Annotated in this window: 18 protein-coding genes and 1 riboswitch; of the genes, 10 read left to right on the top strand and 8 right to left on the bottom strand. The window is 71.1% G+C overall.

Features of this window, described 5'->3' with window-relative positions; genetic code table 11:
• Nucleotides 1–87: 87 nt before the first annotated feature.
• Entirely contained in the window at nucleotides 88–1557 is a 1470-nt protein-coding gene (locus tag ABTZ99_RS12650; RefSeq protein WP_499610977.1) for a chitinase, read from the bottom strand.
• Between the two features lie 108 nt (nucleotides 1558–1665).
• Between ABTZ99_RS12650 and ABTZ99_RS12645 the strand changes: the two genes are divergently transcribed.
• Together ABTZ99_RS12645 and ABTZ99_RS12640 are read left to right on the top strand one after the other, a co-directional pair.
• On the top strand, nucleotides 1666–2091 hold the full coding sequence (locus ABTZ99_RS12645; RefSeq protein ID WP_498778395.1) for an HD domain-containing protein: 426 nt from the start codon (nucleotides 1666–1668) through the stop codon (nucleotides 2089–2091).
• Nucleotides 2092–2211: 120 nt separating this feature from the next.
• On the top strand, nucleotides 2212–2433 hold the full coding sequence (locus ABTZ99_RS12640) for a hypothetical protein (protein ID WP_498778394.1): 222 nt from the start codon (nucleotides 2212–2214) through the stop codon (nucleotides 2431–2433).
• 55 nt (nucleotides 2434–2488) lie between these two features.
• Here ABTZ99_RS12640 and ABTZ99_RS12635 read toward each other — a convergent pair whose 3' ends face one another.
• A complete protein-coding gene (locus ABTZ99_RS12635; RefSeq protein ID WP_499610974.1) occupies nucleotides 2489–3061 on the bottom strand; it encodes a Uma2 family endonuclease in 573 nt (190 codons plus the stop codon).
• Between the two features lie 115 nt (nucleotides 3062–3176).
• Entirely contained in the window at nucleotides 3177–5021 is a 1845-nt protein-coding gene (gene lepA, locus ABTZ99_RS12630) for a translation elongation factor 4 (protein ID WP_498778392.1), read from the bottom strand.
• A 115-nt stretch (nucleotides 5022–5136) separates the two neighbouring features.
• On the opposite strand from lepA, the gene ABTZ99_RS12625 reads away from it, so the two are divergent.
• A complete protein-coding gene (locus ABTZ99_RS12625; protein ID WP_498778391.1) occupies nucleotides 5137–5571 on the top strand; it encodes a type II toxin-antitoxin system PemK/MazF family toxin in 435 nt (144 codons plus the stop codon).
• 108 nt (nucleotides 5572–5679) lie between these two features.
• Nucleotides 5680–6276 (top strand): class I SAM-dependent methyltransferase, encoded by a 597-nt coding sequence (locus tag ABTZ99_RS12620; protein ID WP_499610970.1) that lies wholly within the window; start codon nucleotides 5680–5682, stop codon nucleotides 6274–6276.
• Here the strand turns inward: ABTZ99_RS12620 and ABTZ99_RS12615 are convergent.
• Genes ABTZ99_RS12615 through ABTZ99_RS12605 form a run of 3 tightly spaced genes read right to left on the bottom strand, consistent with a single transcriptional unit; the run spans nucleotide 6253 to nucleotide 8222 of the window.
• Nucleotides 6253–6621, bottom strand: coding sequence for a VOC family protein (locus ABTZ99_RS12615; RefSeq protein ID WP_498778389.1), 369 nt, complete (start codon nucleotides 6619–6621; stop codon nucleotides 6253–6255). The genes ABTZ99_RS12620 and ABTZ99_RS12615 overlap by 24 nt on opposite strands.
• 13 nt (nucleotides 6622–6634) lie before the next feature.
• Nucleotides 6635–7093: a GNAT family N-acetyltransferase gene (locus tag ABTZ99_RS12610; RefSeq protein ID WP_499610967.1), complete on the bottom strand. Its 459-nt coding sequence runs from the start codon at nucleotides 7091–7093 to the stop codon at nucleotides 6635–6637.
• A gap of 4 nt (nucleotides 7094–7097) precedes the next feature.
• A complete protein-coding gene (locus ABTZ99_RS12605) occupies nucleotides 7098–8222 on the bottom strand; it encodes a winged helix DNA-binding domain-containing protein (protein ID WP_498778387.1) in 1125 nt (374 codons plus the stop codon).
• Nucleotides 8223–8343: 121 nt separating this feature from the next.
• Between ABTZ99_RS12605 and ABTZ99_RS12600 the strand changes: the two genes are divergently transcribed.
• The 4 genes from ABTZ99_RS12600 (at nucleotide 8344) to ABTZ99_RS12585 (ending at nucleotide 10368) form a co-directional block, all read left to right on the top strand.
• Nucleotides 8344–9267, top strand: coding sequence for an SPFH domain-containing protein (locus ABTZ99_RS12600; RefSeq protein ID WP_498778386.1), 924 nt, complete (start codon nucleotides 8344–8346; stop codon nucleotides 9265–9267).
• A gap of 1 nt (nucleotide 9268) precedes the next feature.
• The gene (locus ABTZ99_RS12595; RefSeq protein ID WP_230572950.1) at nucleotides 9269–9484 is read left to right on the top strand and encodes a type II toxin-antitoxin system antitoxin; all 216 of its coding nucleotides are present in this window, start codon (nucleotides 9269–9271) and stop codon (nucleotides 9482–9484) included.
• 114 nt (nucleotides 9485–9598) lie between these two features.
• A complete protein-coding gene (locus ABTZ99_RS12590) occupies nucleotides 9599–10198 on the top strand; it encodes a VOC family protein (protein ID WP_499611063.1) in 600 nt (199 codons plus the stop codon).
• Nucleotides 10156–10368 carry a hypothetical protein gene (locus ABTZ99_RS12585; protein ID WP_499610962.1) on the top strand — a complete coding sequence of 71 codons (213 nt, stop codon included), beginning with the start codon at nucleotides 10156–10158 and terminating at the stop codon, nucleotides 10366–10368. Before ABTZ99_RS12590 ends, ABTZ99_RS12585 begins: the two co-directional genes overlap by 43 nt.
• Here ABTZ99_RS12585 and ABTZ99_RS12580 read toward each other — a convergent pair.
• Nucleotides 10337–11149, bottom strand: a complete 813-nt coding sequence (locus tag ABTZ99_RS12580) for a TSUP family transporter (protein WP_498778385.1) — start codon at nucleotides 11147–11149, stop codon at nucleotides 10337–10339. The two genes, ABTZ99_RS12585 and ABTZ99_RS12580, sit on opposite strands and share 32 nt — an antisense overlap.
• A gap of 138 nt (nucleotides 11150–11287) precedes the next feature.
• Here ABTZ99_RS12580 and ABTZ99_RS12575 point away from each other — a divergent pair, with 138 nt between their 5' ends.
• On the top strand, nucleotides 11288–13567 hold the full coding sequence (locus ABTZ99_RS12575; protein ID WP_499610959.1) for a glycoside hydrolase family 3 N-terminal domain-containing protein: 2280 nt from the start codon (nucleotides 11288–11290) through the stop codon (nucleotides 13565–13567).
• 129 nt (nucleotides 13568–13696) lie between these two features.
• Nucleotides 13697–13957, top strand: a complete 261-nt coding sequence (rpsT, locus tag ABTZ99_RS12570; RefSeq protein WP_230572953.1) for a 30S ribosomal protein S20 — start codon at nucleotides 13697–13699, stop codon at nucleotides 13955–13957.
• Nucleotides 13958–14295: 338 nt separating this feature from the next.
• Here rpsT and holA read toward each other — a convergent pair whose 3' ends face one another.
• Nucleotides 14296–15279: a DNA polymerase III subunit delta gene (gene holA, locus ABTZ99_RS12565; RefSeq protein ID WP_498778383.1), complete on the bottom strand. Its 984-nt coding sequence runs from the start codon at nucleotides 15277–15279 to the stop codon at nucleotides 14296–14298.
• Nucleotides 15280–15376: 97 nt separating this feature from the next.
• A riboswitch (SAM riboswitch) is annotated at nucleotides 15377–15492 on the top strand.
• The last annotated feature ends 9 nt before the right edge of the window (nucleotides 15493–15501 follow it).

The raw sequence follows: 15501 nt of genomic DNA, 5'->3' as shown, positions 1-15501 counted from the left end.
GCGTTCGACTCGGGGTTCCTGAACGCAGGACACGCGCGGCGTGGACGCAGGGCTCTCGCGAGAGTCCTGCGTCCACGCGCGGTGAGGTCAGGGCAGCGTGTCCAGGTGCGGCGCGACCGTGTTGGCGAACTGCCAATTGTTGGAGGCGTCCCAGTTGATCGACCACGTCATCGCGCCGCGGATGCCGGGCCAGGTCTGCGAAGGCTTGAACGAACCGCAGTTCGTGCCCTTGGCCAGGCAGTCGAGCGCCCTGTTCACGTTGGCGGGCGACTGGTAGCCGCCGCCCGCGCCGGACGGCGAGGCGGGCAGGCCGAGGCCGACCTGGTCGGGGCGCAGGCCGTTCTGCAGCTGGATGCACGCCAGGGCGACCAGGAAGTCCACCGTGCCCTGGGAGTAGACCTTCTGGTCGCAGCCGAGCATCGAACCGGAGTTGTAGTACTGCATGTTGACAACGGTGAGGATGTCCTTCACCGCCAGCGCCAGCTTGAAGTACTCCGCGCCGGTGGACTGCATGTCGATGGTCTGCGGCGCCATCGCGATGACCTTGCCGCCGCCCGCGTGGATGGCGCGCAACGCCTGCGCCATGTACGTGGCGTTGACGCCGTTCTCCAGGTCGATGTCCACGCCGTCGAACCCGTAGTTCGCGATCAGGGCCTTGACGCTGTTGGCGAAGTTGGTCGCCGCGGTGGAGTTGCCGACGCTGATCGTGCCCTTCTCGCCGCCGACGGAGATGATCACCTTCTGCCCGCGCGCCTTCAGCGTGCGGACGTCGGCCTTGAACTGCGCGTCGGTGTAGCCGCCGAGCTTGCTCGACAACGTCGGGTCCAGGTTGAACGCGACCGCGCCCGGCGTGGTGGTGGCGTCGGCGAACGCGACGGCCACGATGTCGTACGTGGTGGGCACGTCGGCGAGCTTGAGCAGGCGCGAGCCGTTGTCGAAGTTGTGCCAGTAGCCGGTGAGCGCGTGCTTGGGCAGCGACGGGTCCGGGTTGCCGGGCGTCGTGGTCGTCGTCGTGGTCGTGGTCGTCGTCGTGGTGGTAGTGGTCGTGGTGCTCGTCGGCGGGGTGCCCGGGCCGTCGAGGCTCACGTCGTCGGCGTAGAAGGTCGGCTGGCCGTACCAACCGTGCACGTAGATCGTGACGCTGCTGCTGGCGCCGGTGGTGAAGTCGATCGAGAGCCGGCTGAAGCCCGCCGAGCCCGGCGTCCACGTGCTCTTGTCGCCGCTGCCGGTGCCGGTCACGCCCAGGTACACGTAGCTGCCCTGGACCCACGCGGACAGCTTGTAGGCGGTGTTGGCCTGCACGGAGATCGTCTGCGAGCAGCGGGCGTTGTCCTGGCCCGCCGGCGTGCCCGCCATGGCGTGCGTGCCGCTGCGCTTGGTCGTGGTGGCCGCCGTCGCCGCGGCGCTGCACGTCCACCCGCCCGTGCCGCCCTCGAACCCGGGGTTGGCGACCAGGTTGGCGGCCGACGCGCTGCCCACCACGACCAGGGTCAGGCCGGCGATGGCCAGCACACCCGCCAGCACCGCGCCCAGTGCGCGTCTCGTCCTCGAAACCACGTCGACCTCCACGTCCTCGTCGGCGGCCAAAGCCCAGCACAGGTGAGGTGGGCCACTCGAAAAATGGACTAGACCACTGTGGCTTGTCAAGGTGTGAACAATGATCCGATGACGTTCACCGTTGATGACGCGATCCGGATCGCGCGGGCGGCCCACGAGGGACAGGTCGACAAGTCCGGGCAGCCCTACATCGGCCACCCGCTGCGGGTGATGGGCCGGGTGTCCGGCGAGCACGCGCGCATGGCGGCCGTGCTGCACGACGTCGTCGAGGACACCGCCGTCACCGCCGACGACCTGCTGGCCGCCGGGTGCCCGCCGGAGGTGGTGGCGACCGTGCTCGCGTTGAGCCACCGTGACGGTGAGTCACAGGAGGACTACCTGGCCCGGGTGCTGACCGACCCGGTCGCGGTGGAGGTGAAGCGGGCCGACATCGCCGACAACACGTCGCCGCCGCGACTGGCCCTGCTCGACACCCCCACCCAGGACCGGCTGCGGGCGAAGTACTCGAAGGCCCTCGACATCCTGGGCCGGTGACGTGGTCTTCACGGCGCCGTGACACTTGCGGCGGAGATCACGTCGAATCTGGTCGCGCAAGCCTCTGACGTGCGGCACCATAGTAGGTGAACCGATACAGAAGGACGACCGAAAGGCGATATGACCACCGTTCTGGAGACCGTTCGCACGTACTTCGCCACCCGGCGGCAGATCCGCAAGCGGGAAGCGGACCTGAACCGCGAGTTGGCCGCCTACGACACCCCGAGCGCCCGGATGGACATGGAAGCCATCCTCGCCCGGCACTCCGGCCACGAGGCGCGTGAGATCGAAGCGATCCTCCGCCGCCAGGCGCTCAGCACCACGCTGCGCAACCACGGCTGAGCCGCCGCACCCCTTCGAGGGCCTTCAGGACAGGGGCGTCCTGAGGGCCCTTCCGTCATTCCGCCCCGTCTTCCCACAGCCGGCCGAGCAGCTCGGCGGGCACGATCCGCACCGGGAACGGCAGGGTCGCGTCGAACGGCTTCTCCCCCTGCACCTCGGCCACCTGCTGATAACGGCCCTCGGGGTCGAGTTCGAACACCGCCAGCACGGGTTCCTGGGGATCGATCACCCAGTAGCTGACCACGCCCATGCGCTCGTAGGCGTTCTTCTTGATCGTGAGATCGCGAATACCCGTGCTCGGTGAGAGCACCTCCACCGCGAGCAACGGTGCCACGGGCAGCAGCTTGTCGGTGAAGTCGGCACGACGGCCGACAAGGACATCAGGCTGCACCTCGGTCCTCGCGGACACCTGAACGGCGAATGGAGCCGGTAGGGCGGTCATGTCGTCCGGGCACTCCGCGCGCAAGCGCCCGCAGAGCTCCGCGACGATTTCCTGATGCCGGTACCCCGGCGCCGGGCTCACGAGCAGCTGCCCGTCGACGAGCTCGTAACGGCGTCCGTCATCAGGCATGCCCTCCAGGTCCTCGACCGTGTAGGAGCTGCCTTCGTGTCCGACCATGACGGCCATGGTCCCCTCCTTCCGGTTGGTGCGCCAACCATGGCAGAGGAAATCCGGGAAAACGGCTTCCGCGCCGACGAGCCACCCGAAGATGTGGCTGTCGGCGCGGAATTGGCCGGTGGTACTACTTCTTGCCCTTGTCCTTGCCGGAGTCGTCGGTGGACAAGGCGGCGACGAAGGCTTCCTGGGGGACCTCGACGCGGCCCACCATCTTCATCCGCTTCTTGCCTTCCTTCTGCTTCTCCAGCAGCTTGCGCTTACGCGTGATATCACCGCCGTAGCACTTCGCGAGCACGTCCTTGCGAATGGCGCGGATCGTCTCGCGGGCAATCACGCGAGCGCCGACGGCGGCCTGGATCGGCACCTCGAACTGCTGGCGCGGGATCAGCTCGCGCAGCTTGCTCGCCATCTTCGTGCCGTAGCCGTACGCGTGGTCCTTGTGCACGATCGCGCTGAACGCGTCCACCGGCTCGCCCTGCAGCAGGATGTCGACCTTCACCAGCTCGGCGTCCTGCTCGCCCGACTCCTCGTAGTCCAACGACGCGTAACCGCGCGTGCGCGACTTCAGGGCGTCGAAGAAGTCGAAGATGATCTCACCCAGCGGCATGGTGTAGCGCAGCTCGACGCGGTCCTCGGACAGGTAGTCCATGCCGCCGAGCTGACCGCGCTTGGCCTGGCACAGCTCCATGATCGCGCCGATGTACTCGCTCGGCGCGATGATGGTGCACTTGGTGATCGGCTCGTAGACCTCGGCGCGCTTGCCGTCCGGCCAGTCGGACGGGTTGGTGACCACGTGCTCGGTGCCGTCGTCCATGACCACGCGGTAGACCACGTTGGGCGCGGTGGAGATCAGGTCCAGGCCGAACTCGCGTTCCAGCCGGTCGCGGGTGATCTCCAGGTGCAGCAGGCCGAGGAAGCCGCAGCGGAAGCCGAAGCCCAGGGCCGCCGACGTCTCCGGCTCGAACGTCAGCGCGGCGTCGTTGAGCTGGAGCTTCTCCAACGCCTCGCGCAGGATCGGGTAGTCCGAGCCGTCCACCGGGTACAGGCCGGAGTAGACCATCGGCCGCGGCTCGCGGTAGCCGGCCAGCGGCTGCGTGGCGCCGTGCTTCTCCGCCGTCACGGTGTCGCCGACCTTCGACTGGCGCACGTCCTTCACGCCGGTGATGAGGTAGCCCACCTCGCCGACGCCCAGGCCGGCGCTCGGCTTCGGCTCGGGCGAGATGATGCCCACTTCCAGCAGCTCGTGGGTCGCGTTGGTGGACATCATCCGGATCCGCTGGCGCGGGGTGATCTTGCCGTCGACCACGCGGATGTAGGTGACCACGCCGCGGTAGGTGTCGTACACCGAGTCGAAGATCATCGCGCGGGGCGGCGCGTCGGCGTCGCCGACCGGCGCGGGCACGCGCTTGACGACCTCGTTCAGCAGCGCGTCGACGCCCAGGCCCGTCTTGGCCGAGACGCGCAGCACCTCCTCGGGCTCGCAGCCGACGATGTGCGCGAGCTCCTTGGCGTACTTGTCCGGGTCCGCCGCGGGCAGGTCGATCTTGTTCAGCACCGGGATGATGGTGAGGTCGTTCTCCATCGCCAGGTACAGGTTGGCCAGCGTCTGCGCCTCGATGCCCTGCGCGGCGTCGACCAGCAGCACGGTGCCCTCGCACGCCTCCAGGGCGCGCGACACCTCGTAGGTGAAGTCGACGTGACCCGGGGTGTCGATCATGTGCAGCACGTGGTCCTGGCCGTCGACCTGCCACGGCAGCCGGACGTTCTGCGCCTTGATCGTGATGCCGCGCTCGCGTTCGATGTCCATGCGGTCGAGGTACTGCGCGCGCATCGCCCGCGCGTCGACGACGCCGGTGAGCTGCAACATGCGATCGGCCAGGGTCGACTTGCCGTGGTCGATGTGCGCGATGATGCAGAAGTTCCGGATCAGGTCCGGAGGCGTGAACGTCTGGTCGGCGAACGTGGTCACTCAGGTTCCTCGCACACGAAGGACGGGATCTGCCCATTTCAACTACGCACAGCATCTCATGTCACGCCGTCGTGGCGTTCCACGCGTGCGTGACGGAGGCCATAAGCTGCCCGCCGTGCGTGCGAACGGTGAAGACCCCCGCCCGTCGAGGGGCGCGGTGCGCGAGGTCCACACGGCCGCGGTGGCGGCGACCCTGGAGTACTCCCCCGACCTGGACGGCCTGGCCGACCCGGGCGAGGTGGTGTGGGCCTGGGTGCCCTTCGAGGAGGACCCGGCCCGCGGCAAGGACCGGCCGCTGCTGGTCGTCGGCCGCCACCGCCGGGCGCTGCTCGGCCTGATGCTGACCAGCAAGACCCCCGACCGGCACGAGGTGGACGACTGCCTCGACCTCGGCTCGGGCCGCTGGGACCGCGACGGCAGGCGCTCCTACCTGCGGTTGGACCGGGTGTTCGAGCTGGACGAGGACGACATCCGCCGGGAGGGCTCGGTGCTGGAGCCGGAGCGGTTCTCGCTGGTCGTGGACGCGCTGCGGCGGCTGGGCTGGCGGTGAGACCTGTCCCGGAACGGCTACCTCCCGGTAGCGGTTCCGGGGTGTCTCCGGGCCGCTCTCAGGGCGGTCCCCGATGCGGTCGGAGGGCGCCGCGGCGACCCTGGGGACATGGCGAACAACCTGATGAAGGCGTTGGACGCGGCGTTCGGGCACCCCCGCGGCAAGGTGGGTGAGCTGGGCGGCCGGGTCATGGCCGTGCTGAACGCGAAGGTCGAGGAGCACGTCACCGAGGTGGCCGCGCCGACGCCCGAGGAGGTCGTGCTGGTGCTCGGCCCTGGTCCGGGGGTGGGGCTCAAGCTGGCCGGCGAACGCGCGCTCAAGGCGATCGGCGTCGACCCCTCGCAGGTCATGCTGGACGAGGCGCGCGAGCGGTGCGCGGAGCTGATCGTGGCCGGTCGCGTGGAGCTGCGCGAGGGCGCGGCGACGCGGACGGGCCAGCCCGAGGACTCGGTCGACGTGGTGGTCTCGGTGAACAACCTCCAGCTGTGGGGCAACCGGCCGGCGGCGTTCCACGAGCTGTTCCGCGTGCTGCGGCCCGGCGGCAGGCTGGTCGTCTCGGTGCACCGGCGGGTGCTGGACACCTCCGAGTACGACCTGATCCAGGAGGCCGAGGCGGCCGGGTTCACCGGGGTGCGCACGTCGTTGCACCAGTACGGCGGCGTGGTCGGGCCCGCGGTGCAGCTACTGGCGACCGTCCCGGCGTAGCGGGTGGTCGGCGGGCACCTCGACCAGCACGATCCGCCTGCCGTCCGGGTCGGCGATCCACAGCTCGTCCAGGCCCCACGGCTCGCGCCGGGCGGGCCGCACGACGTGCTCGGCGAGTTCTCCGGCGACCCGTCCCAGGTCGCGCACCTGCAACCACAGCTGCGTGGCGTCCGTAGGGTCCTCGGCCGAGGTGCCCGAGACCTCCAGGAACCCCTGGCCGAGGAAGAACACGGTGCCGCCGGGGAACTCCCGGTACACGGCCAGGCCCAGCACGTCCCGGTAGAACGCGCGGGCGCGCTCCGGCTCGCGGGAGCGGACGAGGACGCGGCTGCTCAGGATCTCCACGCCGTCCAGGCGATCACAGGTCCAGGTCGAGCGCCATTCGCACGTGGTCGCCGTCGCGGCCGTCCTCGCGCCAGCCGTGCGCGGTGTAGAAGCGCTGCGCGCGGCGGTTCTCCGCGAACACGTCGAGGCGCGCGGTGGTGACGCCGAGGTCGCGCAGCGCGCGCGTCGCCGCCTCGTGCAGCGCGTGGCCGACGCCGTTGCCCCAGCACGCCGGGTCGACCTGGAGCTGCAACAGCTCGCCACCGGGCGTGACCAGCGCGAATCCGGCGAGCACGTGGTCCAGCTCGGCGCACAGCCACACCCGGTCGGGCTTGGCGAGGTCGTAGCCCCTGGCCCGCACCGCCCGCTCCCACTCGGCCAGCTCCGCCTCGGGCAGGTGGCCTTCGTAGTAGCTGCGCCGGGCCTTGACGTGGACCTCGACGAGCGGAGCCAGGTCCTCGGCGCGCGGTGGGCGCACGGTGATCGTCCCCATGCGTTCAGAGACGTGCCGCCGCCGGCGAGGTTGTCCGGACCTCGTGCCGCGGCACGTCCGCCGCGAGGAACGCCAGCAGCCGCTCGCCCTCGCGTTCGACCTCGTCCATCGCGGGCACGCGGTGGAACGGCCGCAGCTCCAGCGTGGCGACCTCCTTGGTGCGGTGCAGCCTCCAGTCGCCCGCCGTGACGCCGTCGACCAGGAAGAACTGCGGCACGGGACCGTGCGGGTCGTACTTCTGCGCGCGCACGTCGTCGGTGACGACCCGGCGCCGGTCGGCGTGCGAGAGCAGCACGTTGTCGAAGTCGTAGAGGAACCTCGGCGGCGCGGGCACGTCCTCGTCAGGCCGGGGCGCGTCGGGCAGGTCGAACAGCTCCTGGCCGTCCTCGTCGCGCAGCCGCAGCAGCGGCAGCCCCTCGACCACCTCGCGCAGCCTGGTGAGACCGGACCAGGTCTGCACGTCCTTCACCGTCGCGGGCCCGAACGCGCCCAGGTAGCGCAGCACCAGGTCGTCCACCGAGGGCCGGTCCACCGAGGCCTTGACCGCTGGGGAAGCGCCCAGCCACGTCTCCGCGCACGTGTGCGCGATCGCGCCGCTGCGACCCCACACCCCGCGCGGCGGCACCTGTACGAGCGGCACCAGGCACCGGATCGCGTAGGCGAGCGAGGCGGGCGCGCGGTCCGGCCACTGCTCGTGCAGCAGCGCGCCCAGCTCCTTGTTGGTGCGCGGCTTCTCGGCCAGCAACGCGCGACCGGCGGCCACCACGGCGTCCACGTCCAGCCCGCGCATGTCCCGGCCGTGGGTGAAGTTGCCGAACAGGTCCCGGTCGAGCGCGGGCTGCACCGCGGGGCGCAGCGCGAGGGCGTCCGCGGCGGTCACCAGGTGGATCGTCGACCGCATCACGGCGATGCGCACGAGTTCCCGGTCCACGAGCAGGTCCGCGGCCCGGTCGGGGGTGAAGCCGGCGATCCGCGACCACAGACCGGTGTACCAGGTGTGCGGCGTCTGGGCCTGCAACCCGACCAGGTGCGCGACGACCTCGGGCACGGTCGCCTCGGTGCGGGCCAGCAGGAACTGGCGGGCCAGGGTGGCTCGACCGAGGGCGCGACGGCTCAGTACCGGGGTCATGCGGCCACCGTAGGACCGATTGCGGTCAACTTCCGTCCTCATCGCGTACCCGGCTTGCCCGGCGTCCGAGAAAAGTGATATCACTTTGCTAAGCACGCGATATGCGAACGAGGGGTGGAACATGGACGCGATGACGGACTTGGCGGTGCAGATGCCGACTCCGGTGGTCCGGGAGCGGGAGGCGCGCGCGGTCTCGGGGTGGGGCGTCTTCGGCGGCGCGGTGGTCGCGATGCTGCTGGGCGCGGCGGTGCTCGTCCTCAGCTTGATCCCGGGCGACGACGGGCCGAGCGGCCCCGGGATCGTGGGGGGCGCGCTGTTGATGGCGGGCAGCGGCCTCGCGGGTGCCGGGCTGTTCACCGTCGCGCCCGGCGAGTCGCGCGTGCTGCAGTTCGCGGGCCGCTACACCGGCACCGTCCGCCAGGACGGCCTGCGCTGGGCGAACCCGTTCACCACGAAGGTGAAGGTGTCGACCCGGATCCGCAACCACGAGACCGCGACGCTGAAGGTCAACGACGCGGACGGCAACCCGATCGAGATCGCCGCCGTGGTGGTGTGGCAGGTCGAGGACACCGCGCGGGCGAAGTTCGAGGTGGACGACTTCGTGCGGTTCGTCGGCATCCAGACCGAGACCGCGGTGCGGCACATCGCGACCAGCTACCCGTACGACAACCACGAGGAGCTCGGGCTGTCGCTGCGGGAGAACGCGGACGAGATCACCGAGACGCTGTCGGTGGAGATCGCGGCACGCGTGCAGTCCGCGGGCGTGAAGGTGATCGAGTCCCGGCTCACGCACCTGGCCTACGCTCCGGAGATCGCGCAGGCGATGCTGCAGCGCCAGCAGGCGGGCGCGGTGGTGGCGGCGCGGTCGCGGATCGTGGAGGGGGCGGTCGGCATGGTCCAGCTCGCGCTGGCCAAGCTCGCCGAGGAGGACGTGGTGGAACTGGACGAGGAGCGCAAGGCGGCGATGGTGTCGAACCTGCTGGTCGTGCTCTGCGGCGACCGATCCACCCAGCCAGTGGTCAACGCCGGGTCGCTGTACACCTGACGTGGCCGAGCGCAAGAGCGTCCTGCTGCGCCTCGACCCGGCGGTGCACGACGCGCTGACGAGGTGGGCGAACGACGAGCTGCGCAGCACCAACGCGCAGATCGAGTTCCTGCTGCGCCGAGCGCTCGCCGAAGCCGGCCGCCTGCCCACCGGCGCGGCCGACCAACCCAGGCGCGGCAGGCCCCGCAAGAGCGACGGGGACGGCTCGACCGGATGACCGACGCCGTCGGTGCGGACCCAGCGCACCGACGGCGTTCGCGCGCCACCCGGTCGGGCAGTGATCAACTCGCGGAGCGTGACGGCTGGTGCGACTGTTGACCAGGTGAGCGAGATGGACGCCCCGTACCCGCCAGGAACACCCGCGTGGGTGGACATGATGACCACCGACCGTGAAGCCACCATGGAGTTCTACGGCGGGCTGTTCGGCTGGGACTTCGAGATCGGCGGCCCGGAGACCGGGCACTACACGATGGCCCTGGTGCGCGGCCTGCCCGTGGCGGGCTTCGGCGAGATGCCGTCGGACGTGATGTTCCCCGTGGTGTGGACGACCTACCTGGCCACCGACGACCTGGACGAGTCGGTGGAGAAGCTGAACGCCAACGGCGGCAAGGTGCTCGTGCCGGAGTTCGACACCGGCGGACCGGGGCGCGGCGCGATCGCGGTGGACCCGTACGGCGCGGCGTTCGGGCTCTGGGAGGCGGGCACGCACATCGGCGCGTACGTGGTGAACGAACCCGGCTCGGTGGTGTGGAACGAGCTGGCCACCCGCGACCCGTTCGGCGCGGCGGAGTTCTACCAGCAGGTGTTCGACGTGGGCTGGACCCGCTGCCGGACTTCCCGTACACGCAGCTGCGGGTCGAGGGCCGCGCGGTCGCGGGCGTGTTCGGGATGGCCAACGAGATCCCCGCCGAGATCCCGCCGCACTGGATGACCTACTTCGCGGTGGCCGACGCCGACGCGGCGGCACGCCGGGTGGACGAGCTGGGCGGCGTCACGGTCGGCGACGTGGTCGAGTCGCGGTTCGGCCGGTTCACCACGGTGGGCGACCCGATGGGCGCGACGTTCCGGGTCATCCAACCGCCGCCTTCCACCCCAGACTGACCACGAGCGCCACCACGACGGTGAGGAACACCCGGCGCACGAACGCCGAGCCGCGCCGCACCGCCAGGCGCGCGCCGAACACCGCCCCGGTCACGTTGCACAGCGCGAGCACCAGACCCAAGCCCCACAACACTTTTCCGGCCGGGATGAAGTACAGCAGCGCGCCCAGGTTCGTGGCCACGTTCACGACCTTGGCCGTGGCCGACGCGCGCAGGAACGCGAACCCGACCAGGCCCACGAGCAGGAACACCAGGAACGCGCCCGTGCCCGGACCCGCGAGGCCGTCGTAGAAGCCGATCAACGCCCCGCCCGCGGCCATCACGGCGATCTGCGCGAAGCGGGTGAACCTCGGCGCCTCGGCCACGCCCAGCTCCGGCTTGCGCCACGTGTAAAGGCCGACGCCGACCAGCGCGACGAGCACCACGCCGTTGAGCACGCCGGGCGCCAGCGCCCCGGCGAACGCCGCACCGGCCACCGCGCCCGCGAACGCGGCCGACGCCATCGGCAACGCCGAGGACCAGTCGATCGTGGTCTGCCGGGAGTAGGTCCGCACCGCCGCCGCCGTGCCGACCACGGAGGCGATCTTGTTGGTGGCCAGCGCGTAGAGCGGCTGGCCGCCGGGCGCGATCAGCAGCAGCGCGGGCAGCTGGACCAGCCCGCCGCCGCCAACCACCGCGTCGACCGCGCCCGCGACGAGGGCGGCCAGGCAGAGGAACAGCAGGGCGGCGAGCGAGATGTGCCCGAAGCCGGGCCAGTCGAGTGCGGCGGTCACACGGCACATGAAACAAGACGGGCGTACTGCATTTCACCCCTTACCGCGATGGGAGCGCTCCCAGAATGGGCCGTTCAGCCCTGTTGTGGGCCGATTCACACAGGGAGGGTGTTCGCGGGTGTTCCCCGATCGACCTGGAGGTTCTCGGTGTTGAGATCCCGCAAGCGGACCGCGGTCGCCGCGCTGGTCACGCTGGCCCTGTTGGTCACCGGCGCGCAAGCCAGCGGCGTGATGGAGCCCGCCGGGCAGGGCTACCAGGACGCCCGGGCGCCGGTCGACCGGCGCGTCGACGACCTCCTCAAGCGCATGACGCTCGAGGAGAAGGTCGGCCAGATGACCCAGATCCGGCTGGGCAAGCTGCGCGGCAACTGCGAGTGGAACCCCGGTCCGCTGCGCGAGGACTGCATGAAGGCGGTGCTGGAGGACGCGAAGGTCGGCTCGATCCTCTCCGGCGGCGGCGACGCGCCCAACCCGAACACGCCCCGCGCGTGGGCGGAGATGACCAACGCCATCCAGAAGTACTCGCTGGACCACAGCAGGCTGCGGATCCCGCTGATCTACGGCGCGGACGGCGTGCACGGCCACTCGAACGTGCTCAGCGCCACGATGTTCCCGCACCAGATCGGCCTCGGCGCGACGTGGAACCCGGAGCTGCAGGAGCAGCTCGGCAAGTCCACCGGTCGGGCGATGCGGGCCACCGGTGTGTTCTGGAACTTCGCGCCGGTGTCCGACATCGCGCGTGACACCCGCTGGGGGCGGTACTACGAGACCTACAGCGAGGACCCGGTGCTGGCCGGCGCGCTGGCCGCGGCGAACGTGCGCGGGCAGCAGGCCGACCCGACCGACGGCACGGCGAAGCTGACCGCGACCGCCAAGCACTTCGCGGGCTACTCGGAGCCGTTCAACGGCCACGACCGCGCGCCCGCCCAGCTGCCGATCCGGTACCTCCAGGACACCGTGCTGCCCGCGTTCCAGCCGCAGTTCGACGCGGGCGTCGGCACCGTGATGATCAACTCCGGTGCGGTGAACGGCGTGCCCGCGCACGCGTCGAAGTACCTGCTGACCACGCAGTTGCGCGACCGGATGGGGTTCCGGGGCGTGGCGATCACCGACTGGGAGGACATCCGGTTCCTGGTGGACCGCTACCACGTGGCGGCGGACTACGAGGAGGCCATCGCGATGGCCGTGAACGCGGGCGTCGACATGGCGATGGAGCCGTCGGACGCGGCCGGGTTCACCGCCGGGCTGCTGGCGGGCGTGCGGAGCGGCGCGATCCCCGGCAAGCGGATCGACCAGGCCGTGCGGCGGATCCTGAAGCTCAAGTTCGAGCTGGGGCTGTTCGAGAAGCCGTTCGTCGACGTGGAGAAGGCCGACGCGATCGTGAACGGCGCGGACCGGGCGCTGGCCCGCCAGGCGGCGGCGGAGAGCGCGGTGCTGCTGCGCAACGACGGCGTGCTGCCCCTGTCGACCGGCGTGGGCAAGCTCGTGGTGACCGGTGACACGGCGGACTCCGCGGCCAGGCAGCTCGGTGGCTGGTCGGTCGGCTGGCAGGGCGTGCCGAACGGGTCGCCGATGCCGCCGACGGTGACCGTGCTGCAGGGCATCAAGGCCGCCGTGCCGTCGGCGAACGTGGTCGGCGCGGCCACGCAGGCCGACGCGGTGGCGCAGGCGGGTGACGCCGACGCGGTGGTCGTCGTGCTCGGTGAGGACCCGGGCGCGGAGGGTGAGGCGGACACCGAGGAGCCCGCGCTGACCGCTGCGCAGCAGGGCCTGGTGGACGCGGTGCGGGCGACCGGCAAGCCGGTGGTCGTCGTGCTGCTGACCGGCCGGCCGCAGGTGCTCGGCACGGTGGCCGACGCCCCGGCGCTGGTCGCGGGCTGGCTGCCCGGCTCCGAGGGCGGCGGCGCGATCGCCGACGTGCTGTTCGGCGCGGTGAACCCCAGCGGCAGGCTGCCGGTGTCGTGGCCGAAGTCGGTCGGCGACCAGCCGTTCTCCTACGACCAGGTGCGCGGCGCGAACACCGCGCCCAGCTCCGGGTACGACCCGGCGTTCGCGTTCGGGCACGGCCTGTCGTACACGACGTTCACCACGTCCGCACCGACGCTGAAGTCGACGGAGGTGCGGCGGGACGGCCAGGTGAAGGTGTCGGTGACCGTGGCCAACACCGGTGGGCGTGACGGCACGCTCGTCGTGCCGGTGTACGTGCACCAGCCCGTGAGCAAGGTGCTCACGCCGCCGCAGCGCCTGGTCGGCTTCACGCGGGTGGCGTTGAAGGCCGGTGAGCAGCGGGCGGTCGAGGTGACGTTCGACGTGCAGCGGCTCGCGGTGACGGCGGGCGACATGGACGCGTCGGGCAAGCCCGAGGTCGCCAGGGGCGGCTACGAGGTCGTGGTCGGCGACGGGAGGGCTCGATTCACGGTGCGGTGAGCTGCCCTGATAACCTTCTCGGTCGTACCCGCGCGGCATTCCGCTGTGGAGGAAGACCGCCCCTTCGCGGGGGCGGAGCCGGTGACAAGCGCGGTGCGACTCCGAGACCGAGGAAAAGGTGGCTTTCGCGTGGCGAACATCAAGTCCCAGATGAAGCGGATCAAGACGAACGAGAAGGCGCGCCTGCGCAACAAGGCCGTCAAGTCGTCCCTCAAGACCGCCATCCGCAAGTTCCGTGAGGCCGCCGAGGCCGGTGACAAGGAGAAGGCCGTCGCGCTGGCGCAGGACGCGTCCCGCAAGCTCGACAAGGCCGTCTCCAAGGGCGTGATCCACGCCAACCAGGCCGCCAACAAGAAGTCGGCGCTGGCGCGGCGCGCCAACCAGATCTGATCTGGTCTTCACGCCAAAGCGCCGCCCACCCCCGCGCGGGGTGGGCGGCGCTTTCGTGTGCGGCCGACCACTGACCACCGCCCCAGCCACCACCGCCCCGACCAGCACCGGCCCTCGGCCAGCCAGCCACCAGGCCACCGGCCGCTCAGCCGCTGACTTCCCGGCCCTCAGCCAGTACCGCCCACCCCGCCGCGAACCACTTGGCCGCCAGCCGTCAGCCACCTGGCCGCCAGGGTCCAGCGCCGGCCACCAACCACCCAGCCGCCCGATCCCCCAGCCTCCGGATCCCCAGCCTCCGGATCCCCGACCGCCCGACCGTGCGATCCCCCAGGCCTCTGTCAGCGGCGGCCGTGGGCGGCGACGATCTTCAGCACGGCGCGTTCCAGGGCGTAGCCCGAGTCGGCGGCGGCGCCCTTGACGTCGGCGTTCAGGTCCGCGACCACCGTCATCGCGGCTGCCAGCCCTCGGTCTTCCCAGCCACGCGACTGGCCTTGGGCCTTCTTCACCTTCCACGGCGGCATGCCGAGCTCGCCCGCCAGCTTGAACGGGTCGCCCCGGCCCACCGCGGACACCCGCGCGATCGTGCGCACCGCGTCGGCCAGGGCATCGGCGACCAAGACGTGCGGCACGCCGAGCTGGATCGCCCACCGCAACGCCTCCAGCGCACCGGCCCGATCACCCATCACGGCCTTCTCCGCGACCGCGAACCCGGTCACCTCGGCCCGCCCGCGGTGGTAGCGGCGGACCGCCTCGGCGTCCACCTTGCCGCCCGTGTCGGCGACGAGCTGCGACGCCGCCGCCGCCAACTCGCGCAGGTCCGACCCCACCGCCTCGATCAGCGCCGCCACGGCCTCCGGGTCGGCCTTGCCGCCGCCCGCCGCGCGGATCTCGTTGCGCACGAACGCTTCCCGGTCCGCCGCCTTGGTGATCTTGGGGCACTCGGTCACCCGGGCGCCTGCCTTGCGCAGCGCCGCGGGCAGGTCCTTGGCCGCCTTGCTGCGCCCGCCGCCACTGTGGACGACCACCACCGTCACCCCGTCCGCCGGGGCCTTGGCGTAGCCGATGACCGCGTCGGCGATCTCCTTGCCGCACTCCTGCGCGGCCTCCAGCGCGACCACCCGTCCCTCGGCGAACAGCGACGGGCTCACCAGTTCCGCCAGCTCAGGCGGGGTGAGATCGGTCACGCGGACGCGGGTCAGGTCGGCCTGCGGATCGGCTTTCCGCGCCGCGGCCAGCGCACCGCGCACCGCGCGCTCGACCAGCAACTCCTCCTCGCCGAGGATCAGGTGCACGGCGTCGGGCATGTCAGCGGGCGCACTCACGGGCGCGATCCTCCCACGGGTGGCAGACGTCCGGATGGTGGACGTCGCTGGCTGAGGGTCGGGATCGTGACGTAAGTTGAAGCCCACAACTGAATACCGCTCATCCAGAGGGGCAGAGGGATCGGCCCGAAGAAGCCCCGGCAACCCGTCGCACAGCGTCCGCTGGCGACCACGGTGCCAATTCCGACCCGCGGTGCGCGGGAAAGATGAGGAGATACCTCG

The organism is Actinosynnema sp. NPDC002837 (assembly GCF_040295345.1).
GTDB lineage: Bacteria > Actinomycetota > Actinomycetes > Mycobacteriales > Pseudonocardiaceae > Actinosynnema.
The sequence above is the reverse complement of the archived record's forward strand: the minus strand, read 5'-3'. Positions and strand labels throughout refer to the sequence as shown.